Raw genomic sequence first — 23359 nt, 5'->3', positions numbered from 1 at the left:
CAGATTCCACCCTGCAGTTCGATCTGGAGGGTGGACGATGAAGTGGTCGAAGAGCGCGGCGGCGCTGGCGGCGGTGGTCATGGCGGGCGACGTGGCGGCGGCCGAGCGTCCGGCGGCGCTCGATGCGCCGATCGTGCTTCCATCCCCGCCGCCGGCGAAATTCACCCGCAACGTGCTGGCCGGGGACAAGGTGCGCCCGCGGGTGTTCGTGCCCTCCTACCGCGTTTCGTTCATGGTCAGCGCCGGAGCGCGCGCGCGGACCACCGACACCACGGCCAGCGCCGAAACGGTGCTCAGCGGCGCCGAGCCCGAACTGATCCAGGCGATCACCGACCGCGCCTATGCCGACTTCATCGAACGGCTGACCGCTGCGGGCTTCACGGTGGTGACGCAGGAGGAGTGGCGCGCCGCCGACGGCGCAGCCCAGCTCAAGGCCGGCTCCGGCGACATCGAGATCCAGTCCATGGGTAATCTCGGCGCCCGCCAGGCCTACGCCCTGGTGCATCCCACCGGCCTCGGCTCCTGGCCGGAGACCGCCATGCCGGTCAATCTCGGGCCGGTCCGCAGTATGACGCGGTCGCTCGACGCCACCATGGTCGCGCCGCGCTTCACCGTTAACTACGCCTATGTGAAGGCTTCCGGCGGCGGCCCCATGGCCATCGTCGCCCGCGGCGCGCAGGCGTCCTTCGAGCCGAAGATCCACGGCGGCCCGGTAATCGGCGGGTTCTCGATGGAGCCCTGGCGCGTCCGCGTCGGCCAGCACGGCGGCTTCATGGAATACAAGGTCGACGGCTCGCTCGAGGCGCCGGGGGCGTTCGGATCGGTCAGCTCGGGGCGCGGCCCCGCCGTCTCCACCCTGGCCGGAGGCCGCGCGGTCGACACCTGGGACAACCGCCTCGGCTACGCCTCGCACGCTTCGGCCGTGGGCCGCTTCGAGGTCGATCCGGAAGCCTATACGCGCTTGGCCCTGCAGGCCCTGGCCCTGCAAAACCAGGTGGCGGTCGACGAGTTGGCGCGCGCCCGGCGCTGACGCCTCGCCCGCGGCGGGGGGGTCGCCCGCGGGCGAATGGAGGGGGCGAGCCTCCAGCTCGGATAGGTCGCTCGCCCCCTCCGACGAACTCGCCGAACGAGAAACCCGGCCGCTGGCGTCGTCTACACGCCTGAAGGTTCGAATTCGACCACCGCCGGTTCGAACGCCCCGCGGGGCGTCCGTAGACGTCGGCTTCTAGCGATGTCTTCGCGGACGAACAGGCCATTGCTGTTGACGATGAGCGGTCTCCCGATCACCGCGGGATCGGAGAAGTACTCTCGTCCATGAAGAACCGTGTAGGAACCGCCGCAGATGGGACAGGTCTTCACATGTCCCTCAGTGGCTAGGAGAAGCGGCGGCCGACGCTCATGAATCGTCGACCATCCCGCGACGACTTCGCCGCTCTGGCGGAGCACGCCGAGCCCAATCCGCTCTTCGTCGATGAGATCACGAATCTCGTCGAGCCAGCTATGTGCAAGTAGATGGACAGTATAGTTGCACGTCCAGCTAAGTTCATCGCGGGTGTTAGGCGCTTCGGTGATATTCACATCCAGCGCGAGGAGGTCGGCGTTCTTGTGAAGGCCGCCATCGGGCGCTCTGCAGGCCCATTTCGGAAGCGGAACGGGTCGACCATCAAAGATGGTTTCGACATAAGATGTTCGATCCAGCGAGACACAGTCGGCCGTCTCGGTGTCGTACCATAGCCAGCGCTGGACGGGCGGGCCTGCAGAGGGCAAGGATGAAGCTCCACTATGGGAAAGGCGGGGACGCGGAAGGCGTACCTTTTGCTAGGCCCCCGTCCAGGTACTTAGACACCTTTGTCCCATTCTTGCGGTCGAATTCTCGGCTCACCCTCTGCAGGATCGCCATGGCTTCATCCTGCATCAAGGCTGATCGAGGTCACGTTCGTCGCTCGGGCGGTTAACGACGTCTCGGTTCGCGGGAGGATGGTGATTGCGGCTCCCGGAGAGCCCGGCGCAGGGATAGATGGCCGCCTGTCGCGGACGTCCTGAAGGTACTCGCGGAGAGAAAAATCACGCCACGTTGGCGGGAGAATGAATGGTGGGTGTACAAGGATTCGAACCTTGGACCCGCTGATTAAGAGTCAGCTGCTCTACCAACTGAGCTATACACCCGTCTCGTCACCGTGGCCTTGCGTTGCCCGGCGGCAAGGGCGCGGAACATACTTGAAGCCTGACCGAAAGCAAGGGGCTGTTTGGGGGAATTTTCATGGCGAGGCGCGACCTCACCGGAGCCGTTGATTTTCAATATCTTGAGAGCTTCACCGCCGGCGATGGGGAGGTGATCGACGAGGTGCTGACCCTGTTCCGCGAACAGGCGGCGATCTGGTCGGCCCTGCTCGACCCGGCCGGGGAGGGGTGGCGCGACGCGGTCCACACCATCAAGGGCGCGGCGCGCGGAATCGGCGCCTTCCAGCTTGGCGATGCGTGCGTGCGCGCCGAGTCCGAAGGGCCCGGCGGCATAGATGCGGTGCGCGATGCCCTGGACATCGCCCTGGCCGACGTGGCGGCCTATGCGCACGAGCGCGCGCTTCAGTCCCTGCGCACGCCGCGAAGCTGATCCCAGACGCCGAACTCGTAGGCGATGCATCGGTCGATCAGGGTGCGCCAGACCGGTTCGGCGATCTCTTCCGACAGCCCGGCGGCGCGGGCGGCGGCCTTGACCTTGTCCACCACGTCTTCGATCCGCGCGGTGTCCAGCACGGTATGGCGCTCGCCCTTGATGCGGGCGGCGGCGTCCATATAGCGCTGGCGCTCGGCCAGCAGCAGCACCAGGGCGCGGTCCAGGGCGTCGACGCCCTTGCGGACCTCGAGCATGGTTTCGCAGTCGGCCGGCAGCGGCCGCTCGTCTACAACGATGTTCATGGGCGCTTAGGACTAAATCCCGGCCCCGTTGTCCAGGGCTCTCAGCGCCGCCTCGTGCGCTTCGGCCTCGGCGGCGATCCAGTTGATGAAGGCCTTGACCTGCGGCAGCCGCCCCTTGGCCTTCGGGTGGACCACGTAATAGGCGAAGTCGACGGCGGTGGCGATCTGCAGCGGAGCCACCAGCCGGCCGGCGTCTAGGTCGGCCTGGGCCAGGGTGCGCTTGGCCAGCGCCACGCCGCGGCCGTTCACGGCGGCCTCGATCACTAGGCTCGACTGGTTGAAGCGCGGGCCGCGCGCCCCGTCTATGCCGCGCAGGCCGCGGGCCGCCAGCCACATGGTCCAGTCGGGGCAGGAATCGTCCGGCTCGGGCGAGCCGTCATGCAGCAGGATGTGGCCCGAGAGGTCCGCCGGCGTGTTCAGCGGCGTCGTGGCGGCCAGTTCGGGCGACAGCACCGGGATCACCGTCTCGCCGATCAGCCGGCGCACCTCCAGCCCCGGATAGCGCCCGGCGCCGTAGCGGATCGCCACGTCCACCTCGCCGGCGGTCAGGTCGACCAGCTCCAGCCCCGCCGACAGCCACACGTCCACCTGCGGGTGCAACTCCTCGAACCGGCCCAGCCGCGGCACCAGCCACTTGGCGGCGAACGACGGGGCGGCCGTCAGGGTCAGGCGCCGCCCGTCCACCGCCGCGGTCAGCATCGAGGCGGCCTCGGCCAGCCGATCGAAGGCTTCGCGCAGAGCGGGCAGGGCGGTCTGGGCCGCGTCGGTCAGCAACAGCCCCTTGGGCGTGCGCTTGAACAGCGCCGCGCCGACATAGTCCTCCAGGTTCTGGATCTGCTGGCTGACCGCGCCGGGGGTCACCGACAGCTCGTCCGCCGCCCTGGAGAAATTCAGGTGCCGCGCGGCCGCCTCGAACGCGCGCAAGGCGTTCAGCGGCGGCAGGCGTCGGCGTTCGGTCGTGCGCTCCATCGAGATTTCCTGACACCCGCGGCAGAAGTCCTTGGGTTGCGAATTGGCCGCTCGAAGACCAGTTTGCAACCGTTCGCCGAGGTATTGGCCCTTTTCGTCGGCGGATAAACAGCGGGGCGGGCCCAGGTCCGTCCCGCTCTTGAGTTTCAAGGGCGGCGTTTAGAGAAGCTAAAGACGATGCGCAACCGCAAGCCCGAAAATCAGCCGGCGAGAGGTCTCGTCGTCCTGGGCGGCGCGCGTGGCCCGCGCCGCGCGGGCGAGGTCTGGCTGGTGGGCGCCGGCCCCGGCGATCCCGAGCTGCTGACCATCAAGGCGCTGAAGGCGCTGCAACGCGCCGACGTGGTGGTCCACGACGGCCTGGTCTCGGGCGAGATTCTCGACCTCGCCCCGTCCGCCGCCCGCCGCATCAGCGTCGCCAAGCGCAAGTCGCGCCATTCCTACGCCCAGGGCGAGATCAACCGCATGCTCGTGGCCTTCGCCCAGGAGGGCCTGAACGTCGTGCGCCTGAAGGGCGGCGATCCCTTCATCTTCGGCCGCGGCGGCGAGGAGCTGGAGGCCTGCCGCGAGGCGGGCGTCGAATGCCACGTGGTCCCCGGCGTCACCGCCGCCCTGGCGGCCGGCGCCAATGCGGGCGCGCCGCTCACCCATCGTGGCGCGGCCCAGGCGGTCACCTTCGTCACCGGCCACGCCGCCTCGGGCGCCGAGCCCGATCTCGACTGGGAGAGCCTGGCCAAGGTCAACCAGACCGTCGTCATCTATATGGGCGTCTCCACCGCCGCGGGGATCGCCGCGCGGCTGATCGGCGCGGGCCGCGCCGGCTCGACCCCGGCCCTGGTGGTCGAGAACGCCAGCCGCGCCGACGAGCGCCGCATCGTCACCACGCTCGCCGGCCTGCCGGCGGCGGCCGAAAGCGTGCACGGTCCGGCGTTGCTGATCGTCGGCGAGGCCATGAGCCTCGCGCTCGCCTCCACCCCGGCGATCGAAGGCCTCGCCGCCACATCGAACCTCGAGCTGCGTGTGAAATGAAAGCCCTGACCGGAAATCGCCTCACCGACGGCGAAGTCGTCTTCTGGAAGGCCGGCGCCTGGGTCGCGCGCTTCGCCGACGCCGACCTGTTCGACGACGCCGCGGCCGCCGAAGCGGCCGAAGCCGAGGCCAAGACCCAGCGGACCGTGGTCGTCGATCCCTATCTGATCGACCTGGTGGAAAGCAGCGGCCTCTGGGCGCCGCTCAGCTTCCGCGAGCGCGTCCGCGCGCTCGGGCCCACCAACCATCCTCATCACGGCAAGCAGGCCGAGGGCGGCAGCGCCATCGAAGCCCTGCAGAACGCCGCAGGCGCCGCCCGCTCCAGCGGCCGCGTCAAGCTTATCAAGCGCTGACAGGGGAAGCGCATGTATCGTTACGACACCCTCGACAAGGAATTCCTGGCCGACCGGGCCCTGGAGTTCCGCCAGCAGGTCGCCCGCCGCCTGGCCGGCGAGATCACCGAGGATCAGTTCAAGCCGATCCGGCTGATGAACGGCCTTTATCTGCAGCTCCACGCCTACATGCTGCGGATCGCCATCCCCTACGGGACCCTGACCTCGACCAAGCTGCGCAAGCTGGCCTTCATCGCCCGCACCTACGACAACGGCTATGGCCACTTCACCACCCGCACCAACCTCCAGCTCCACTGGATCAAGCTGAAGGACGCCCCGGAAATCCTCGACCATCTGGCCGAGGTCGAGATGCACTCGATGCAGACCTCGGGCAACGTCATCCGCAACATCACCGCCGACCCCTATGCCGGCGCCACCGCCGACGAGCTGGACGATCCGCGGGTGTGGTCCGAGGCGATCCGCCAGTGGTCGACCCTGCACCCGGAATTCAGCTTCCTGCCGCGCAAGTTCAAGATCGCGGTGACCGCTGCGGCCAAGGACCGGGCGGCGACGCGCATCTACGACATCGGCCTGGCCATGCGCCGCGGCCGCGATGGCGAGCTGGGCTTCGAGGTGATGGTCGGCGGGGGCCTGGGCCGCACGCCCTACCTGGCCGCCACGATCCGCGAGTTCCTGCCCACCCGCCACCTGCTCTCCTATCTGGAGGCGATCCTGCGGGTCTATAATCGCCACGGCCGGCGCGACAACATCTGGAAGGCCCGGATCAAGGTGCTGGTCGCCTCGCTGGGCGCCGAGGAGTTCGCTCGCCAGGTCGAGGAGGAGTGGGGCAAGTCCGACCACAGCCGCGTCGACCTGCCCGACCACGAGCTGGCCCGCATCCGCGCCAGCTTCGCCGGAACCTTCGACACCCTGCCGGCCGCTTCGGAGGCGCTCGAGGCGCGCAAGGCGGCCGACCCGGCCTTCGCCCGCTTCCTGCGGCGCAACGTGCATCCGCACAAGGCGCCCGGCTATGCGATCGTCGACGTCTCGCTGAAGGAGCCGGGCGAAACCCCCGGCGACATCAACTCCGAGCAGATGGAGGTCGTCGCCAACCTGGGCGAGCGCTACTCCCAGGACGAGATCCGCGTGAACTACCAGCAGAACCTGCTGCTGCCGCACGTGAAGCTGGACGACCTGCCGGCCGTCTACGACGCCCTGGCCGCCGCCCGACTGGCCACGCCCAATATCGACCTGGTGTCCGACATCATCGCCTGTCCGGGGCTGGACTACTGCGCGCTGGCCAACGCCCGCGCCATTCCGGTGGCCCAGCAGATCGCCGAACGCTTCGCCGACCCGGCCCTGGCCGAGGAGGTGGGCGAGCTGCGGGTGAAGATTTCCGGCTGCATCAACGCCTGCGGCCACCACCACGTCGGCAATATCGGCATCCTCGGCGTCGATAAGAAGGGCGAGGAATTCTACCAGGTCACGCTGGGCGGATCGGGGGAGGGCGACGCCGCCCTCGGCCAGATGCTGGGCCCGGCCTTGCCGGCGGGCAAGGTCGCCGAGGCCGTTGAACAGATCGTCGGGGTCTATCTGCGCGAGCGCAAGGACGACGAACGCTTTCTCGACACCTATCGCCGGACGGGCGTGGCCCCGTTCAAGGAGGCCGTCTATGCCGAAGCTCATTAAGCTGCACCAGGGCCAGGCCAGCCTGGCCAACGACCGCTTCACCCAGGTCGCCGACGAAGAGCCGCTGCCCAGCGGGGACCTGATCATCTCCCTGACCCGGTTCCAGGCCGAGGGCGACCGCCTGCTGTCGGAAGGCCGCGCCGTCGGCGTCCGCGTCGAGGCGGGCGAGGAGATCGAGGGGCTGGCCTACGACCTGCCGCGCATCGCGGTGGTGGCGCTCGCCTTCCCGAAGTTCCGCGACGGCCGCCACTACACCAACGCCCGCCTGCTGCGCGAGCGCTTCGACTATCGGGGCGAGGTGAGGGCGGTGGGCGACGTCCTGCGCGAACAGGCGATGTTCATGGTCCGCTGCGGCTTCGACGCCTTCGAGCCGGCCGACGACTCCGGTCCCGACGAATGGCTGGCCGCCACCCGGCGCTTCACCCACGTCTATCAGCGCGCGGCCGACACGCGCGAGCCGGCCTTCGTGGCGCGCGCGGAGTAGTCGATCATGGCCTTCGATCAGATCGAGCGTCCCTCCCTGGCGGTCCGCCTGGATGCGGAACTGCGGCACGCCCATCCCGCCACCGTGCTGGAATCGGCGATCGAGGCCTTCGGGGACAAGCTGGCCCTGGTCTCCTCCTTCGGGGCGGAGTCGGCGGTGCTGCTGCACATGATCTCGCGGCTGAAGCCCGACGCGCCGGTGCTGTTCCTCGACACCGGCATGCTGTTCGGCCAGACCCTCGACTATCGGAAGACCCTCGCCGCCCGGCTCGGCCTGACCGACGTGCGCGACCTGCGCCCGCTCTATAACGACCTGGCCGTCGCCGATCCCAACGCCAAGCTCTGGCAGACCGACACCGACGCTTGCTGCAATGTGCGCAAGGTGCTGCCGCTGGACCGCGCCCTGGCCGACTTCGACGCCTGGATCACCGGGCGCAAGCGCTTCCACGGCGGCGACCGCCTCTCCCTGCCGGTGGTCGAACAGGCCGACGGCCAGGTGAAGTTCAACCCCCTGGCCAACTGGGGCAAGGCCGAGCTCGACGCCTATATGGCCGAGCACGATCTGCCGGCCCATCCGCTGGTCGCCCAGGGCTTTCCGTCCATCGGCTGCTGGCCCTGCACCAATCCGGTGGAGGAGGGCCAGGACGTCCGCGCTGGCCGCTGGGCCGGCCAGGACAAGACCGAATGCGGCATCCACGTCGCCCGCGCCCCTGGCGCCGTCGCCAATGTGGGCGGCGACATCTAGTCGCCGCCTGCTGACATGCGAACTACTCTCAGCTAGAGACGCGTAATGACTGAAGTGACCGCACCGGCCGCGCCGGCTCCCGCTCCGGCGAAGAAGGCCGGGGCCTTCTACTACGAGACCGTCACCTGGGTTCAACACTGGACGGACGAGCTGTTCTCGTTCCGCACCACGCGCGACCCCGGCCTGCGCTTCACCAGCGGCCAGTTCGTGATGGTCGGGCTGGAGGTCGACGGCAAGCCGCTGGTGCGCGCCTATTCGATCGCCTCGCCGGCCTGGCACGACGAACTCGAATTCTACTCGATCAAGGTCCAGGATGGCCCGCTGACCTCGCGCCTTCAGAAGATCAAGGTGGGCGATCAGGTGCTGATCGGCCGCAAGCCGACCGGAACCCTGGTGCTGGACGGCCTCAAGCCCGGCAAGCGGCTCTATATGCTCGGCACCGGCACGGGCCTGGCCCCCTGGCTCTCCCTGGCCCGCGACCCTGAAGTCTACGATCGGTTCGACGAGGTGATCGTCACCCATACGGTGCGCGCCGTCGCCGACCTGAACTATCGCGACCTCTTCGAGCACGAGCTGGCCAATGATCAGGTCCTCTCCGAAGTGATCGGCGGCAAGCTGCGCTACTATCCGACCGTCACGCGCGAGGAGTTCAAGACCCGCGGCCGCATCACCGACCTGATCGCCTCGGGCAAGATCTTCGAAGACCTCGGCCTGCCGCCGCTCGACCCGGCCGTCGACCGCCTGATGCTCTGCGGCGGCCCCTCGGTGCTGGCCGATCTCAAGGTGCTGCTGGAAAGCCGCGGCTATGTCGAAGGCTCCCTGGCCAGCCCCGGCGACTACGTCCTCGAACGCGCCTTCGTCGAGACCTGAGCCCTTCCATGAGGGTGTCCCCCGGTTTGCGAAGCAAGGCCGGGACCTATGAACACATGCGGTTCAGGGGCCGTCTTGGCGGTGCAAGAGCCTGAAAGCCGAAGTGCTCATGGACCTCGGACAAGCGCTGCGCGCTTTCCAGGACGATGCGCCCGCCAGCGTATCTCGCCTGTGGTCTTGGACCGAGCCGCCGCTCACGCCTCGTCGAAGACATTGACCGCATCGGCCCGCGGCGCCGTTTGGGCGCGCATTGTCCAGGTCACGCCGTCAGGCCGATAGGCGGCGCTGGCCGAACCGCGCAGTTCGCCGCTCAGCCCCCGTTCGATCAGGCGCGTGCCGAAGCCCTTGCGGGTCGGCGGCTCGGTTGGCGGGCCTCCGGACTCGGCCCAGGTCAGCGTCCATGCCTGGCCGTCCTCGGTCAGCGACCAGGCCAGGTCCACATGGCCGCCCGCGCAGGACAGCGCTCCATACTTCACCGCATTGGTCGCCAGCTCATGGAAGATCAGCGCCATGGTCAGGGCCGGCGCCGGCGGCAGCCAGACGTTCGGCCCCGACACCCGCACCGTTCCAGGCGTGGAATCGAACGGCGCTAGCGCCCGCTCGGCCACTTCGCGCAGGTCCGCCCCGTGCCAGCGCTCGCGGGTCAGCACGTCATGGGCCTGTGACAGGCCCATGAGCCGCGCCTCCAGCTTCTCGTAGACCTGCGCCGGGTCCGTGGCGCCGCGCAGGGTTTGCGAGGCCATCGACTGCACCGTGGCCAGGGTGTTCTTCACTCGATGGTTCAGCTCGTTGATGAGCAGGCGCATCTGATCCTGGTGGCGGGCCTGCTCGGCCTCGGCCCGCTTGCGTGCGCCGATGTCCTCGACGATCGAGACGAAATAGTCCGGCCGCCCGGCCGCATCGCGCACCAGCGAGACGGTCAGGCTGATCCACAGCACCTCGCCCAGCTTGGTCACATAGCGCTTTTCGAGCGCGTAGGTGTCGATCTCCCCGGCCAGCAGCGCCCGCGTATAGGCAAGGTTGCCCTCGATGTCGTCCGGATGGGTGATGGTATGGAAGGTCAGGGCGCTCAGCTCCTCGCGCCCATAGCCCATCATCGCGCAGAAGCGGTCGTTGATCTCGAGAAGCTGGCCTGTCGGCGAGACCCGGGCCACGCCCACCGCCGCCTGGTCGAACACTGCCCGATAACGCGCCTCGGCCGCCTCCAGCCGCACCCGCGCCTCCACCGCCGAGGTGACGTATTCGGTGTAGAGCACCAGCCCGCCGATCTGGCCGTCGTCCTCCCGCCACGGCCGCAACGACCAGCGCACCCATTCCTGGCGGCCGTCGGGACCGGTGTAGGGATCGGCCTCGTGGCTCTGCTCGGCCCCGTCCAGCAGAGCGCGGGCGTGGATGTCGCGCCAGCGCTGCGGGACTTCGGGAAAGACTTCGTAGTGCAGCCGCCCGACCAGCGGCGTGTCGCCCGGCAGGCCCTGTTCGGTCAGGAAACGGGCCGAGGCCGCCAGATAGCGCATCTGGCGGTCGAAGATCGCCACGCCCAGCGGCGCCTGTTTCAACGCCGTCAGCACCGCCGACAGCGAAGACATCTGCAGATCTACTTCGCCGACCACGCCCGGCGCCCGCCGTTGTCCAACCCGGTCGCCATATGACCCCTCCTGGCGGGCGGCGACAACCCGAAGGCTGCGTCGTGAGATTTCAGGCGTTGGCGGCGACGGCCAGCACGAAGTCCGCCCGTTCGACTGGAGTCGCCCGTGGGACCTCGACGGGCCGATAGCCTAGCTCGTTCAAACGTTGGACAATGGTCGCATGGGTCTTCAGGCAATCCCTGAAGGTTTGTCGCCGCTCGGCGTCCTGGACGTAGATCTCGGGCCATGGCGCAGGGACGAAGACCAACTCATTGTAGCGCAACCGTCTGGCGGCCGCCCACATCCAGTCCGGCGCGGTGTCGGTCAGACTGTCGATGACGCCGCGGTCGAAGAAGACCCGCGCCTGCACCTGCGCCATCGCTCCGAACTGGGCGATGTCCTCCCGCGCGGCTAGCGTTCCCAGCCAGACGCTTCCGCTTCGCGCGCGCGCCTCGCGGATGATCCTGCGATGGGTTTCCTCGACCACGCGCTCGCCGCGCCGCCGAAGTTCCTCGATGAGCGTCGTCTTGCCCACGCCGGGCCCGCCCGTGAGCAGGAAGAAATTGGGCTTGCATATGGCCATGGTTGAATTCCCTCGTGCAGGAGGACCGCCATGTTGGCGATTGCAGGCGCGAGCGAAATCGCAACCCACTCTATCTAGGGTCGCTAGCCGATGAGTTGCGAAGCGACTTGCCCTATCGGCCGCCCGTAACGGTCGCGCGGTTCAGCCAGCGCGAGCACGCCGAACACCTGGCTGCGGAGAGGCTATCGGAGGTCGTCGGAGAACTTTCGACCATCGAACCCGTGTCGCTGGAGGGCTGGGGTCCTTCGTGTCATGGGTCGGTTCGCCTTGGTCGGCGCCCCTAGGCCGGCGGGCAGCCCTTGAACTCGCCAGCGGTGGCGACCGTCAGTCTAGCGAGGTTCAGCGCCAGCAGCGGCTTCATGGACGACGAGCCGTGGCCGGTGAACAGGTCGATCTTCTGGCCCTTGATCGCTCCGCCGGTGTCGGTGGCGTACCAGTAGCCGTCGTGGGCCGTGCCGTCGGGCATCGGCAGGCCGACCGTTTCCTTGATGAACAGCCGGGTGCGGCGCGGGATCACCTTGGTGTCGACCGCGACCGTGCGCATCGCCACGACGCGGCATCCCAGCGAGTCGAGCGCGCCCACGCCCTTGGCGCCGGCGTGGTACAGCGTGGCCCGGACACTGAACTCGGGCGTGCCGGGCAGGGCGCCGGTCAGGGCCGAGACGATCAGATCGCCGATGGGGTCTTTCGGTGGCGCAGCTTGCGCGCTGTGCGAGAGCCCAAGGAACAAAGGCAGGGCGGCAAGGGCGGCGAGGCGACGTCGCATGACGGCGGCTCCTTCGTCGTTGATCTTGTCAGCGGCGGACTTCCTACCCGGACTCAGAACGGCGGATCAACCCCTCGTGACGTTCGGCGAACGGCGACGTTTGAGCGCAGTCGCTTTCGGGAACCCTTCGCAGCCGCTATCAACCCCTTGCGAAAAAGGGGATCGGGACCATGCGCATCTACGGAGATTCGATCTCTGGAAACTGCCTGAAAGTGAAGTGGGTGGCCGATGTCCTGGGTGTTCCCTACGCTTGGATCGAGGTCGACATCCTCAAGGGCGAGTCGCGGACGCCCCGGTTCCTGGCGATGAATCCCGCCGGTCAGGTTCCCGTCGTGGTGCTGGACGACGGCCGGGTGCTGTCGCAGTCGAACGCGATCATCCTGCATCTGGCTGAGGGCTCGGCTCTCATTCCCCGGGATGCGTACGAACGCGCCCGCATGTTCGAATGGATGTTCTGGGAGCAGTATAGTCATGAGCCCTATGTGGCCGTGGCCCGCTTCCAGGTGCGTTACATGGGCAAGCCGGTCTCCGAGCTGGAGACCCGGCTGGTGGAGCGGGGAAACGCCGCGCTCCAGCGGCTGGAGGACGGGCTGTTGGGCTCGGCCTATCTGGTCGGGGCGGCGCCCAGCCTCGCCGACGTCGCGCTCGTCGCCTATACGCGCCTGGCGCCCGAGGGCGGCTTCGACCTTGGCCGCTATCCGAACGTGCAGGCCTGGGTGAAGCGGGTGGAGGCGGCGCTCAAGATCGCCTAAACCGGGCGCCATGAAAGCCCGTCTGCTCGCGGCCGTCGCCGCCCTCTCGCTCGCCTTGCCGGTCCAGGCCCTGGCCTGGGGCGCATCGGGCCACCGGATGGTGGGGGAGGCGGCCATGGCCGCCCTGCCGGCCGAGGTCCCGGCCTTCCTGCGCCAGCCCGCCGCGGTCCGCGACGTGGGCGAGCTCTCGCGCGAGGAGGACCGCTCCAAGGGGGCGGGCAAGGTCCACGACCACAACCGCGATTCCGCGCACTTCCTCGACCTGGACGACGAAGGCAAACTGCTGGGCGGCCCGCCCTTCCTGCCGCTGCCGGCCACCCGCGCCGACTATGAAAAGGCGTTGCAGTCGGCCGGGCTCGATAGCTGGAAGGCCGGCTATCTGCCCTATTCGATCATCGACCGCCGCCAGCAGCTCACCAAGGACTTCGCCTACTGGCGCGTCCTGACCTACGCCCGCGCCCACGAGCGCAACCGCGCGCGCCGCGCCTGGTACGCCCAGGACCTCGCCCGCCGCCAGGCGCAGATCCTGCGGACCATCGGCGAGCTGTCGCACTTCGTCGGCGACGGCGCCCAGCCGCTGCACGTCACGGTCCACTACAACGGCTGGGGCGACTATCCGAACCCGAACGGCTACACGACCGGCAAGATACATGGGCCGTTCGAGGGCGATTTCGTCTTTGCCAATGTGAAACCTGCCGATGTGACGAAAGCCATGTCGCCGCTCGACGTCCAGGACACCTCGCTGGAGCGGCGCACGACGGAATATCTCCTGAAAACAAGCGCTTTGGTCGCGCCTCTCTACGACCTCGAAAAGGCCGGCGGCCTTTCGGACGGAAATGCGCAGGGCGTGGCCTTCACGACCGACCGCATCGCGGCCGGCGCTTCGGAGCTGCGAAACCTGATCGTCATCGCCTGGAAGATGAGCGCGACGAGTAATGTCGGCTGGCCCGTCCTCAAGGTCGAGGACGTGCTGGCGGGCAAGGCGGACCCCTACGATTTCTTGTATGGCAAGGACTAGGGCGGTGCGGGCTGTTCCTCAGTTCGGCGAGCGGCGGCCCGACAAGGTCTATCGCGACCGCCCCGCGGCCTTCGGCGTGCTGGTCCGCGACGGGCAGGTTGCTGTGGTTCGTATCGTCAAACCTGCCGTTCCGGCCTATTTCGACCTGCCCGGCGGCGGGGTCGACGAAGGCGAGACGCCGGAGCTCGCCGTGGTCCGCGAGTTCGGCGAGGAGACCGGTCTGAAGGTCGCCGTGCGCGAGCCGCTGACCCTGGCCGACCAGTTCTTCATCGGGTCCGAGGGCGTGCCCTGGAACAATCGTAGCAGCTTCTATGTGCTCGATCTGGTTGGGGAAGATGCGTCCCTGAAGGTCGAGGACGACCATACGCTGGTCTGGCTGGCCCCGCATGAGGCCCTCGCCGCCCTTCGCCACGATTCCCAGGCTTGGGCGCTCGCGGCCTGGCTGCGTCGCTAGGCGCTCCTGCGCTGCGCGGACGGCCGCCCGCCGCTCGCCTCCCGGAGCTCCGTGGACTGCTCGTCCAGCTCGGCCAGGATCGCCTCCAACTGCTCGTCGGCCAAATTCTCTATGCCGATGAACGAGTTATGCGCTTCCGTCACGCGGATCAATTCGTCCAGCTTGGCGTGCAGGGCGTTGTTGTCGCGGTTCTGAGTGTTCTGAATCAGGAACACCATGAGGAAGGTAATGATCGTCGTCGAGGTGTTGATGACGAGCTGCCAGGTGTCGGAAAATCCGAACAGCGGTCCCGAGACCGCCCAGAGAATCACCAGGGCGCAACAGGCGACGAACACCAGCGGCCGTCCCGTCCAGCGCGCGGTGGCGGTGGCGAAGCGAGTGAAGGCCTGGGTGAAACTGCTCATCGACGCGCTCCTGGCCGCATTGCGCGGCGCAGGCTGAACGAGTAGTGGCGGAGCCAGTTCCGATCCGCAGGAGAGCCCATGCCCCAGGCCCAGATCATCGACGGCAAGGTCACGGCCGAGCGCCTGCGCGCCGAGGTGGCGGCGGAGGTCGCTGAACTGAAGGCCAGGCACGGCCTGCAGCCTGGCCTGGCGGTGGTGCTGGTGGGCGAGGACCCGGCCAGCCAGGTCTATGTGCGCTCCAAGGGCGAACATTCCCTGGCCGCCGGCATGCATTCGGCGACCCACCGCCTGCCGGCAGAGACGAGACAGGAGGAACTGCTGGCCCTGGTCCGTCAGCTCAACGCCGATCCGAAGATCCACGGCATCCTCGTCCAATTGCCGCTGCCCAAGGGCCTGGACGAGAAGGCGGTCATCGAGACCATCGACCCGGCCAAGGACGTCGACGGCCTGCACGTGGTCAACGCTGGCCGGCTGGCCCAGGGCCTGCCGGCCCTGATCCCCTGCACGCCGCTCGGATGCATGATCATGTTGCGCCAGACGGTCGGCGACCTTGCCGGCAAGCGGGCGGTCGTGGTGGGCCGCTCGGTGCTGGTGGGCAAGCCGGTGGCGCAGTTGCTGCTGGGGGCAGACTGCACGGTCACCATCGCTCACTCGCGGACCCAGGACCTGCCTGCGGTCTGCCGCGAGGCCGACATCCTGGTCGCCGCGGTCGGCCGGCCGCAGATGATCAAGGGCGACTGGATCAAGCCGGGCGCGACGGTGATCGATGTCGGCATCAATCGCGTGCCGTTCCGCGACCCGGTCAAGGCCGCCCAGGGCAAGACCAAGCTGGTCGGCGACGTGGCCTACAAGGAAGCCCTGGCCGTCGCCGGCGCGATCACCCCGGTTCCGGGCGGGGTCGGGCTGATGACCGTCGCCTGCCTGCTGCAGAACACCGTGACCGCGGCCAAGCGGATCGCCGGGATCGCCTGATCAGCCGGCGCCTCGGTTGTTGGCCCAGGCGGTCAGTTCGCCCAGGGTCTGGCCGACCGCCTGATCGTAGGCGTCCACGATAGCCGACACCCGGTTGCCCGAAGCGCGGACCTCCGAGCGGAACGGCTGGACGGCGGTGAAGCTGCGGTCGGCGTTGGTCAGGGTCGCGCGCAGCTCGACGGTCACCTTCGGCGCGGCGCGATCCCCGCGATCATAGGCCGTCTCGAAGCGGGTCACGTCGACCCGGAGCTGATAGTCCGCCCTGCCGACCTCGCCGCGTTGCAGCAGCCGGGCCGGGCCGCCTGCCCGCTCGAAGGCGCGCGACAGCGCCTCCTGGAACAGCACCGCGGCGGGCGAGACCCACCGGGCGCCGGCGATATAGGCCGCCTTGGCGCCGGTCATGGTCAGGATGCGGTCGCCGGATGCGGCCTGGACGAAGCCGCCGCCGGTCCGGGCGATCCCAAACTGCGCCTCGACCAGCCCGCCAGTCTCGGCGGCTGTCGGCGCGCCGTCGAAGCGGTAGAGCTGGGCGGGTTTGTCGTTCGGAAACAGCGAGATGCAGCCGGCGAGACAGGCGGCCAGCGCGCCGATGGTCGCGATGCGCAGGAGGCGGGGCAGGGCGTTCATGGCTTGACCTTGATCTCTTCCGCGGGGGCCTTGGTCGCCAGACCGCGGGGATTGGCTTCGACGTCGCGGATCAGGCGGTCCAGCGACTCGGCGGTCTGCTGCAACGTCTGGACCGCGGCGGTGAGCTGCGGCAGGCCGCTGGAGGCGAATTCGCGCGTCGGGCCGTCCAGACGGCCGACGATGACGCGCACGTCCTTGGCTGCGACCTGGGCCTGTTCGGAAGCGTCCGCCAGGTTCTTGAGCGTGCGCCGCCCGTCGGTGTCGACGAGGTTCTGGCTCGACTTGCTGAGCTCTGCGATCTGGGCGGCGGCCTGGTCGATGCTCTGCAGCGCCTTCTGCGCGTCGCCGATCATGGCCTTGCGCTCGCGCAGCTCGGCCGTGACCGCCTGGGTGTCGGCGATGGCGGCGGAGACCACCTTGATGTTCTGGTCGGAGAGCACGCGGTTGACGCGGTCCAGCGCCTCCACCGTGCGGGTCAGCACCGTGCCGCCGCCTTCCAGCAGGTCCGAGAGCGTACTGCGCTGGGTGCGCAGCTTGGGGACCTTGCCCGGCCCCACGGTGTCCTTCAGCAACTGCTTGCTGGGGCTGCCGGCGGTGATCTGGACATAGTTGATGCCGGTGATGCCCTGGGGCTCCAGCGTCGCATAGGAATCCACGCGGATCGGCACGTCGGAGGTGACGCGCGCGCGGGCGATGACGCGGTTGGGGTCGTCGTGGTCGAGCTGGATTTTCGTCACCTCGCCGACCTTGATGCCGTTGAAATGAACCTCGCCCCCTTGGCTCAGGCCGCGGACCGGTCCCTGAAAGACGATGTCGTATTGGTCGTAGTCCTGGGTGAACTGCAGGCGCGCCAGCCAGACGGAAAAGATGATCAGGCCGGTCACCAGCAACAGGGTCGAGAATCCGACGAGGGCGTAGTTGGCGTCTTTTTCCATCAGGCTGTCGTCCCGGCTTTCTTGGCGGCCGCCGCTGCGGCGCGGCCACGCGGACCAAGGAAATATTCACGGACCCAGGGATGCTCGGAGCGTTCCAGCTCCTGGACCGGAGCGGTCGCGATCACGTGCTTGTCGGCCAGAACGGCTACGCGGTCGGTGATCGTATAGAGGGTGTCGAGGTCGTGGGTGATCATGAACACCGTCAGGTCGAGGCTGTCCGACAGATCGCGGATCAGCTCATCGAACGCGCCGGCGCCGATCGGGTCGAGCCCAGCGGTCGGTTCGTCGAGAAACAGGAGCTGGGGATCGAGCGCAAGCGCCCGCGCCAGGGCCGCGCGCTTGCGCATGCCGCCCGACAGTTCCGACGGCTTCAGGTCGCCGGCGCCGCGGCGCAGTCCGACCAGGGCGATCTTCAGATCGGACAGTTCCTCGACGGCCCGGCGCGGCAGGTTGGTGTGTTCGTACATCGGCGTAGCGACGTTCTCGCGGACCGTGAGGTTGGAGAAGAGCGCGCCCTGTTGGAAAAGCACGCCCCACGAGCGTTCGATGTCCGACCAGCGGCGGCGCGAGGTGCGCTGGATGTCCTGGCCGAGCACACGCACCGAGCCGGCGTCCGGCTGGCGCAGGCCGATGATGGTGTTCAGCAACACCGACTTGCCGCTGCCCGAGCCGCCGACCACGCCCAGCACCTCGCCCCGCCGCACGTCGAGGTCGAGGTTCTCGTGCACGATATGGTCGCCGAACTGCGTGCGCAGCCCGCGCACCTCGATCGCCGGGCCCTGGGCGTCGTCGATGTCGATGACGTCACTCACCTCAGATATCCATTTCCATGTAGAGCAGGGCGAAGGCCGCATCGATCAGGATGATCGCGAAGATCGCCTGCACCACGGCCGAGGTGACCCGGCGGCCCAGGGATTCGACGTCGCCGCCGACCTCCATGCCTTGGCGGCAGCCGATGCCGGCGACCACGGCGGCCATGACCGGCGCCTTCGAAAGGCCGATCCAGAAATGGGTCGCCCCCACATTGTCGAGGATGCGCTGCAGGAAGAAGGACGGCCCCAGGCCCAGCACGCTCCAGGTGACCATCAGTCCGCCCAGCAGGCCGGCCAGCGTGGCCACGAAGGTCAGCAGCGGAATGATGGCCAGCAGGGCGGCGAAACGCGGGAACACCAGGGCTTCGAACGGATCGACGCCCATGACCTTCATGGCGTCGATCTCCTGGCTCATCTTCATCGACCCGATCTCGGCGGCGAAGGACGAGGCCGAGCGCCCGGCCAGCAGGATGGCGGTGATGAGGATGTTGAATTCGCGCATCACGGCGATGCCGATCAGCTCGACCGCGAACACCTCCGCCCCGAACTGGCGCAGCATGTTGGCACCCAGCAGCCCGACCACCGCGCCGATGAAGAACGCCGTCAGGGTGACGATCGGAATGGCGTCCAGGCCGGCGCGCTCGGCCAGCGAGGTGCAGGCGGCCCAGCGGATGCGGGAGGGATTTGCGATGGTGCGCATGATGACCACCAGCAGGTGGCCGACGAACACCATGGTCTCGAAGATTTCCGCGCCCAGGTCGAACACGCCCCGGCCGATGCGGATCATCAGTTCGTAGAAGCCGCGCGGCTCCCGGCGCTTCTGCGGCTTCTGGGCGGCCGCATTGCGCACCAGTTCCAGCAGGCGGCGGGTCTCCGGCCGCGCCTCGATGCGGTCCTCGTCCGCGCTCTGGCCCAGCGCCCGCAGCACGGCGTAGGCGCCGGCGGTGTCCATGCGGCCGACCCCGGTGAGATCGACGGCTTGCAGAGGGGTTGCGCGCGCCGCCGCGGCCAGGCGCGCGGCCGCATCGCCCGCGTCGGTCGCGGTCCATTCCCCGGAGAGAACGGCCTTGGCGCCGTCCGGCGTCTCTGTCAGGGCGAAGTCGGCGGGAAGTTTCATGAACTCGCGTCGTGGCCTACGGCAGCCGGCGTTCACGTGACTCGAAACGACCGGGCGGACAACCTAGCAGAGCGACCGCAAGACGCCGAACGCCTTATGGCGAAGGTTGTTCCGACATCCCCCGGCGCCATTTGCGTCTTGCGGCAAGATGATGTCTGGTCGCAGCACGTGGCCCCTTTTTCGCCCAAGTCACCCGCCTTACAAGGGGGCGAGGGCGGTGATCCGGCCTCGGAGCGTCTACAAGAACGTCGGGAGCGTGCGTTGGCCCGTCAGGTCGAAATCATCGGCAAGTCCGGAAACCTCTACCGTTATACCGCCCTCGAAGAGGATCGGATTCTGCCGCCTGCGGGCGCGAACTACATCATCTGCAAGCCCGCGTCCGGAAAGGGCGTGGACATCCTCTATGCGGGCGAAACCGACAGCCTGGCGCGCCTGGCCTGGCGCGATCAGCTCGCCCAGGCCCGGGACCAGTACGGCGATGACGCCGACGTCCTCACGCGCCTCAACGTCCGCAGCGCGGTCCGCGTGGCCGAGCAGGAAGACGTCATCGAAGAGCATCAGCCGCCGATGAACCGCGAAGCCCGTGCCTGACGCGAGTTTTCTCCTGTAACTATCTGATTTCCAGGGCCTTCCTGAAATCTCAAGTCAGATCGGGTCGACGCGGAAATAGCGCTCGGCCTGTTCGCTCCACGCGTAGGCGGTGTCGTTGAGCTGGTCGCGGTCATAGGCCGGGCTGTTCTTCAGAAGGTCCTTGGGCAGGTCGGTCTGATAGCTGTCCGAGGCCTCGTCGTAGCGCAGCGCCCGCCAGGGGATCGGGTGGAACTTGCCGCTCGACCCGAACAGGCCGCCGAATTCCAGCACCACGAACCGCGCCTGGCCGGTGTCGCGCTCGAAGAAGATCTCGCGGATGACGCCCAGTTTCTTGCCGGCGGCGTCCTTCAGGGGCGCGCCCAGCAGGTTGGCGCTGCGGATCATCAGGCTGTCGAGACTCATGGCTTCCTCCGGCTTTCGGCGTCTCAACGTCTAGCTTGGCCGTTCGATCCGCCGCCACGCTAAAGTTCGACGAACGCTTCGAAGCCCCCGAAGATCATGCGTTTCCCATCGAAGGGAACCTTGGAAGCATCGCTCTTCAGGCGTGGATCGGCCATCACCTTGGCGTTGATCTCATCGCGCGCGGCGCGCGAGGGATAGACGATCCAGGAGAAGATCACGATCTCGTCGTCCTTGGCCTGGACGGCGCGCGGGAACGAGGTCAGTTCGCCATAGGGCGTATCGTCTCCGGTGCATTCGACATAGGCCAGGGCTCCGTGCTCCTTCCAGACCGAGCCGGCCAGGCGGGCCAGCGCCTTGTAGTCCTCCAGGCGGGCCTTCGGCACGGCCAGGACAAAGCCATCGACATACGACATCGCGTTCTCCTTCGAGTGGTCAGGGCCAAAGGACGCCGGCGGGCGATCCGATCCGACAGCCCGGTGGAAATTTCTCAGCCGCTGTTGCGCAGGCCGGCGGCGACGCCGTTGATGGTCAGGTGAATCCCTTCGCGAACGGCCTCTGCGCCGTCGCCCGAGCGCCGCCGGCGGATCAGCTCGATCTGCAGGTGGTTGAGCGGATCGATATAGGGCAGGCGGGTTCGCAACGCCTCGGCCAGCTCGGGATTGCGGCCCAGCAGGGCGGTCTGGCCGTTGATCGCCAGCAGGGCCTCCACCGTGCGCTCCCATTCGGCCTCGATGCGCTCGAAGATCGAGCGGGCCAGGGCCTTGTCCTCGACAAGGCCGGCGTAGCGCCGGGCGATGTGCATGTCGCTCTTGGCCAGCACCATCTCCATGTTCGAGAGCGTGGTGGCGAAGAACGGCCAAGCCTCGTGCAGGTCGTTGAGTTCGCTGAGCGAGACCCCGGAGGCCGCGACCGCCGCGCCGAAACCGTACCAGCCGGGCAGCATGGTCCGCGATTGCGACCAGGAGAACACCCACGGAATCGCCCGCAGGCCCTCGATGCTGCGGGTCGGCTGGCGCGAAGCCGGCCGGCTGCCGATGTTCAGCTCGACGATCTCGGTCAGCGGCGTGGCCGCATAGAAATAGTCCACGAATCCAGGGGTTTCGTAGACGAGGCTGCGATAGGCCTCCATCGAGGCCTGGGAGAGCCTGTCGAGGATCGGCGCGTGCCGCTCGCCCAGCCGCTCGGCCGGATCTCGGCGCAGCGAAGCCAGCACCACGCCCGCGGTTATGGTCTCCAGGCTCTGATCGGCCAGTTGCGGGTCGGCGTACTTGTTGGCGACCATCTCGCCCTGTTCGGTGATGCGGATGCGGCCGCGCACCGTGCCTTCCGGCTGGGCCAGCAGGGCTTCGTAGCTGGAGCCGCCGCCACGGCCGACCGTGCCGCCCCGGCCATGGAACAGTTGCAGCCGCAGGCCCAGTTCGTCGGTGGTCGCCAGCAGGGCGCGGCTCGCCTGGTGCAGTTCCCAGGTCGAGGTCAGGTAGCTGCCGTCCTTGTTGGAATCCGAATAGCCGATCATCACCTCCTGCAACCGCCCCTCGGCCAGCAAGGCGCGGACCAGCGGCAGGGAGAGATAGGCGCGCATGGTCTGGGGCGCGGCGCGCAGGTCGCCGATGGTCTCGAACAGCGGTTCGGCGAACACCTCGGTGCGGGGCGTCTCGCCAGGGTGGAACAGGCCCACCTCCTTCAGCAGGACATAGACCTCGAGCAGGTCCGAGACCGAGGTGGTGTTCGAAACGATGTAGACCCGGATCGCGTGGGGGCCGTAGAGCGCGCGCGAGCGGGCCGCCTGGGCCAGCACGCCGTATTCGCGCTGCGTCTCCTCGCTGTAGCGGGCGTAGGGCGAATAGAGCAGGCGTCCGTGTGCTAGTTCGCCGAGCAGCAGTTCGCAGCGGTCCGCCTCGTCCAGCGCCTCGTAGTCGGGGCAGACGCCCGCAGCGGCCATCAACTCGGCCAGGGTCCGTGCATGGACCGCCGAGTTCTGGCGCAGGTCGAGCGTCGCCAGGTGGAACTCGAAGCAGTCGACGGCGCGGATCAGGTCGGCCAGGGCGCCGGCGCGGAACATCTCGCCATGGTTCTCGACCAGCGAGTCGAGGATCACCTGCAGGTCGGCCTTCAGGGCCACGGCGTCCGGATAGGGCTCTGCGGCCAGCGGCGAGGGGCGGGGCGGGGCCTCGCCGGTCAGGATCGGATAGGCAGCCGCGAGCCGGGCGTAGATTCCGCGCAGCGCGCGCCGATAGGGTTCGTCCTGCCGTTGCGAAGAGGTATCGCCGCTGCGTTCGGCGAGGGCCTGGAGCGGGGGGCTGATCTTGGCCAGGGTGCTGGAGATCGAAAGCTCCGCGCCAAGGGCGTGGATGCGGTCGAGATAGTTCTGCAAGGCGGCCTGGGATTGCCGCGCGAAAGCCTGGCGCTGGACCGCATCGGTGACGAACGGATTGCCGTCGCGGTCCCCGCCGACCCACGAGCCGATGCGCAGGAAGCTTGGCAGGCCCGTCTGAAGCTGCCGCGTCCAGCGGGCGTAGAGCCGGGGCAGTTCGGCCAGGAAGCTGCGCTCGAAATAGGAGACGGCGGTCTCGATCTCGTCGATCACGCCCAGCCGGACGTCGCGCAACAGGCGGGTGCGCCAGAAGATCGCCACCTCGCGCAGCAGTTCGACTTCGTGGTCCTGGCGGGCGGCTTCGCTCGCCGCCTGCTCCCAGGCGCTGAGGGCCGCGGTGATGGCGCCGGCGCGGTCGAGGACGCTTTTGCGGCGCACCTCGGTCGGGTGGGCGGTCAGCACCGGCGCGATGGCGGCGGTCTGCAGCATCTGGGCCACCGCGGCGCGGTCGACGCCCTCGGCGGCCAGAGCCTCGACGCTGCCGGCCAGGGTGTCGGCGCGCACATCGCCCGGTGCGGCCTTTAGGCGCTGGACGTAGTCCTCGGCGATATTGGCGATCTGCAGGAAGCAGGCGAACGAGTGAGCGAAGCGCACCGTCTCGCGCAGGTCGAGGCTGCGCAGCCGCTCCTCCAGCAGCGCGGCGTTGGCGGTCCCGCCGTCGCGGTGGAACGCGACCGAGGTCTTGCGGATGTCTTCGATGCGGTCGAACAGCGCCTGGCCGTCCTGCGACTTGATGACGTCGCCCAGCACCCGGCCCAGCAACCGCACCCTGGTCCTCAGCTCCGAAGGCGCCGACTTTTCCGCTTTGTCCATCACGCTTGAACTCCCGGCCCGTCGTCACGCTGCATCGGAACGCCGGGCGTTTCTACAGCCGCTCGCCCGGGACGTCGCCCGCAA

Annotated in this window: 27 protein-coding genes and 1 tRNA gene; 13 read left to right on the top strand and 15 right to left on the bottom strand. The window is 68.2% G+C overall.

Annotated features, from left to right (window positions below):
- Positions 1–37 precede the first annotated feature (37 nt).
- On the top strand, positions 38–1030 hold the full coding sequence (locus ACE3TL_RS00275) for a hypothetical protein (RefSeq protein ID WP_374576656.1): 993 nt from the start codon (positions 38–40) through the stop codon (positions 1028–1030).
- A 122-nt stretch (positions 1031–1152) separates the two neighbouring features.
- On the opposite strand, the gene ACE3TL_RS00270 is transcribed toward ACE3TL_RS00275, so the two are convergent.
- On the bottom strand, positions 1153–1767 hold the full coding sequence (locus ACE3TL_RS00270) for a hypothetical protein (RefSeq protein WP_374576655.1): 615 nt from the start codon (positions 1765–1767) through the stop codon (positions 1153–1155).
- A 323-nt stretch (positions 1768–2090) separates the two neighbouring features.
- Positions 2091–2166, bottom strand: a tRNA-Lys gene (locus tag ACE3TL_RS00265).
- Positions 2167–2260: 94 nt separating this feature from the next.
- On the opposite strand from ACE3TL_RS00265, the gene ACE3TL_RS00260 reads away from it, so the two are divergent.
- On the top strand, positions 2261–2611 hold the full coding sequence (locus ACE3TL_RS00260) for an Hpt domain-containing protein (RefSeq protein ID WP_374576654.1): 351 nt from the start codon (positions 2261–2263) through the stop codon (positions 2609–2611).
- Here the strand turns inward: ACE3TL_RS00260 and ACE3TL_RS00255 are convergent.
- Together ACE3TL_RS00255 and gcvA are read right to left on the bottom strand one after the other, a co-directional pair.
- Positions 2584–2916, bottom strand: coding sequence for a chorismate mutase (locus ACE3TL_RS00255; protein WP_374576653.1), 333 nt, complete (start codon positions 2914–2916; stop codon positions 2584–2586). The genes ACE3TL_RS00260 and ACE3TL_RS00255 overlap by 28 nt on opposite strands.
- A 12-nt stretch (positions 2917–2928) precedes the next feature.
- Positions 2929–3885: a transcriptional regulator GcvA gene (gene gcvA, locus ACE3TL_RS00250; protein WP_374576652.1), complete on the bottom strand. Its 957-nt coding sequence runs from the start codon at positions 3883–3885 to the stop codon at positions 2929–2931.
- A gap of 177 nt (positions 3886–4062) precedes the next feature.
- Here gcvA and cobA point away from each other — a divergent pair, with 177 nt between their 5' ends.
- From cobA to ACE3TL_RS00220, 6 genes are read left to right on the top strand one after another with little or no spacing between them, the layout of a single operon-like run.
- On the top strand, positions 4063–4911 hold the full coding sequence (gene cobA / locus ACE3TL_RS00245; RefSeq protein ID WP_374576651.1) for a uroporphyrinogen-III C-methyltransferase: 849 nt from the start codon (positions 4063–4065) through the stop codon (positions 4909–4911).
- The gene (locus ACE3TL_RS00240) at positions 4908–5264 is read left to right on the top strand and encodes a DUF2849 domain-containing protein (protein ID WP_374576650.1); all 357 of its coding nucleotides are present in this window, start codon (positions 4908–4910) and stop codon (positions 5262–5264) included. The genes cobA and ACE3TL_RS00240 overlap by 4 nt, the downstream gene beginning before the upstream one ends.
- 12 nt (positions 5265–5276) lie before the next feature.
- On the top strand, positions 5277–6932 hold the full coding sequence (locus ACE3TL_RS00235) for a nitrite/sulfite reductase (RefSeq protein WP_374576649.1): 1656 nt from the start codon (positions 5277–5279) through the stop codon (positions 6930–6932).
- Positions 6916–7416: a DUF934 domain-containing protein gene (locus tag ACE3TL_RS00230; protein WP_374576648.1), complete on the top strand. Its 501-nt coding sequence runs from the start codon at positions 6916–6918 to the stop codon at positions 7414–7416. Before ACE3TL_RS00235 ends, ACE3TL_RS00230 begins: the two co-directional genes overlap by 17 nt.
- Positions 7417–7422: 6 nt before the next feature.
- Entirely contained in the window at positions 7423–8160 is a 738-nt protein-coding gene (locus tag ACE3TL_RS00225; protein WP_374576647.1) for a phosphoadenylyl-sulfate reductase, read from the top strand.
- A 45-nt stretch (positions 8161–8205) separates the two neighbouring features.
- Complete coding sequence (locus tag ACE3TL_RS00220) at positions 8206–9030, top strand: ferredoxin--NADP reductase (protein ID WP_374576646.1); 825 nt, start codon at positions 8206–8208, stop codon at positions 9028–9030.
- Positions 9031–9224: 194 nt separating this feature from the next.
- Here ACE3TL_RS00220 and ACE3TL_RS00215 read toward each other — a convergent pair whose 3' ends face one another.
- The 3 genes from ACE3TL_RS00215 to ACE3TL_RS00205 form a co-directional block, all read right to left on the bottom strand.
- Positions 9225–10616 (bottom strand): sensor histidine kinase, encoded by a 1392-nt coding sequence (locus ACE3TL_RS00215; RefSeq protein WP_374576645.1) that lies wholly within the window; start codon positions 10614–10616, stop codon positions 9225–9227.
- A 109-nt stretch (positions 10617–10725) separates the two neighbouring features.
- The gene (locus ACE3TL_RS00210) at positions 10726–11238 is read right to left on the bottom strand and encodes an AAA family ATPase (protein WP_374576644.1); all 513 of its coding nucleotides are present in this window, start codon (positions 11236–11238) and stop codon (positions 10726–10728) included.
- A 280-nt stretch (positions 11239–11518) separates the two neighbouring features.
- Positions 11519–12004 carry a 3D domain-containing protein gene (locus ACE3TL_RS00205; protein WP_374576643.1) on the bottom strand — a complete coding sequence of 162 codons (486 nt, stop codon included), beginning with the start codon at positions 12002–12004 and terminating at the stop codon, positions 11519–11521.
- A gap of 170 nt (positions 12005–12174) precedes the next feature.
- On the opposite strand from ACE3TL_RS00205, the gene ACE3TL_RS00200 reads away from it, so the two are divergent.
- From ACE3TL_RS00200 to ACE3TL_RS00190, 3 genes are read left to right on the top strand one after another with little or no spacing between them, the layout of a single operon-like run.
- Positions 12175–12756, top strand: coding sequence for a glutathione S-transferase family protein (locus ACE3TL_RS00200; protein ID WP_374576642.1), 582 nt, complete (start codon positions 12175–12177; stop codon positions 12754–12756).
- Between the two features lie 10 nt (positions 12757–12766).
- Complete coding sequence (locus tag ACE3TL_RS00195) at positions 12767–13774, top strand: S1/P1 Nuclease (RefSeq protein ID WP_374576641.1); 1008 nt, start codon at positions 12767–12769, stop codon at positions 13772–13774.
- Between the two features lie 4 nt (positions 13775–13778).
- On the top strand, positions 13779–14228 hold the full coding sequence (locus ACE3TL_RS00190; protein WP_374576640.1) for an NUDIX domain-containing protein: 450 nt from the start codon (positions 13779–13781) through the stop codon (positions 14226–14228).
- On the opposite strand, the gene ACE3TL_RS00185 is transcribed toward ACE3TL_RS00190, so the two are convergent.
- The gene (locus ACE3TL_RS00185) at positions 14225–14632 is read right to left on the bottom strand and encodes a low affinity iron permease family protein (protein ID WP_374576639.1); all 408 of its coding nucleotides are present in this window, start codon (positions 14630–14632) and stop codon (positions 14225–14227) included. The genes ACE3TL_RS00190 and ACE3TL_RS00185 overlap by 4 nt on opposite strands.
- Positions 14633–14710: 78 nt before the next feature.
- Here ACE3TL_RS00185 and folD point away from each other — a divergent pair, with 78 nt between their 5' ends.
- The gene (gene folD / locus ACE3TL_RS00180; protein WP_374576638.1) at positions 14711–15604 is read left to right on the top strand and encodes a bifunctional methylenetetrahydrofolate dehydrogenase/methenyltetrahydrofolate cyclohydrolase FolD; all 894 of its coding nucleotides are present in this window, start codon (positions 14711–14713) and stop codon (positions 15602–15604) included.
- Here folD and ACE3TL_RS00175 read toward each other — a convergent pair whose 3' ends face one another.
- From ACE3TL_RS00175 to ACE3TL_RS00160, 4 genes are read right to left on the bottom strand one after another with little or no spacing between them, the layout of a single operon-like run.
- On the bottom strand, positions 15605–16231 hold the full coding sequence (locus ACE3TL_RS00175) for an ABC-type transport auxiliary lipoprotein family protein (RefSeq protein ID WP_374576637.1): 627 nt from the start codon (positions 16229–16231) through the stop codon (positions 15605–15607).
- Positions 16228–17166 (bottom strand): MlaD family protein, encoded by a 939-nt coding sequence (locus ACE3TL_RS00170; RefSeq protein WP_374576636.1) that lies wholly within the window; start codon positions 17164–17166, stop codon positions 16228–16230. The genes ACE3TL_RS00175 and ACE3TL_RS00170 overlap by 4 nt, the downstream gene beginning before the upstream one ends.
- On the bottom strand, positions 17166–17978 hold the full coding sequence (locus ACE3TL_RS00165; protein ID WP_374576635.1) for an ABC transporter ATP-binding protein: 813 nt from the start codon (positions 17976–17978) through the stop codon (positions 17166–17168). Before ACE3TL_RS00165 ends, ACE3TL_RS00170 begins: the two co-directional genes overlap by 1 nt.
- A gap of 1 nt (position 17979) precedes the next feature.
- A complete protein-coding gene (locus ACE3TL_RS00160) occupies positions 17980–19095 on the bottom strand; it encodes an MlaE family ABC transporter permease (RefSeq protein WP_374576634.1) in 1116 nt (371 codons plus the stop codon).
- Between the two features lie 261 nt (positions 19096–19356).
- Between ACE3TL_RS00160 and ACE3TL_RS00155 the strand changes: the two genes are divergently transcribed.
- Positions 19357–19686, top strand: coding sequence for a hypothetical protein (locus ACE3TL_RS00155; protein ID WP_374576633.1), 330 nt, complete (start codon positions 19357–19359; stop codon positions 19684–19686).
- Positions 19687–19740: 54 nt separating this feature from the next.
- On the opposite strand, the gene ACE3TL_RS00150 is transcribed toward ACE3TL_RS00155, so the two are convergent.
- From ACE3TL_RS00150 to ppc, 3 genes are all read right to left on the bottom strand, one after another.
- Positions 19741–20088: a PRC-barrel domain-containing protein gene (locus ACE3TL_RS00150; RefSeq protein WP_374576632.1), complete on the bottom strand. Its 348-nt coding sequence runs from the start codon at positions 20086–20088 to the stop codon at positions 19741–19743.
- A gap of 59 nt (positions 20089–20147) precedes the next feature.
- The gene (locus ACE3TL_RS00145; protein ID WP_374576631.1) at positions 20148–20501 is read right to left on the bottom strand and encodes a DUF1428 domain-containing protein; all 354 of its coding nucleotides are present in this window, start codon (positions 20499–20501) and stop codon (positions 20148–20150) included.
- Positions 20502–20575: 74 nt separating this feature from the next.
- A complete protein-coding gene (gene ppc / locus ACE3TL_RS00140) occupies positions 20576–23275 on the bottom strand; it encodes a phosphoenolpyruvate carboxylase (RefSeq protein WP_374576630.1) in 2700 nt (899 codons plus the stop codon).
- Between the last annotated feature and the right edge of the window lie 84 nt (positions 23276–23359).

Origin of the sequence: Phenylobacterium sp. (assembly GCF_041920015.1) — a bacterium.
GTDB lineage: Bacteria > Pseudomonadota > Alphaproteobacteria > Caulobacterales > Caulobacteraceae > Phenylobacterium.
Note: the sequence above shows the minus strand (reverse complement) of the source record. Positions and strands in the feature narration are given on the sequence as shown.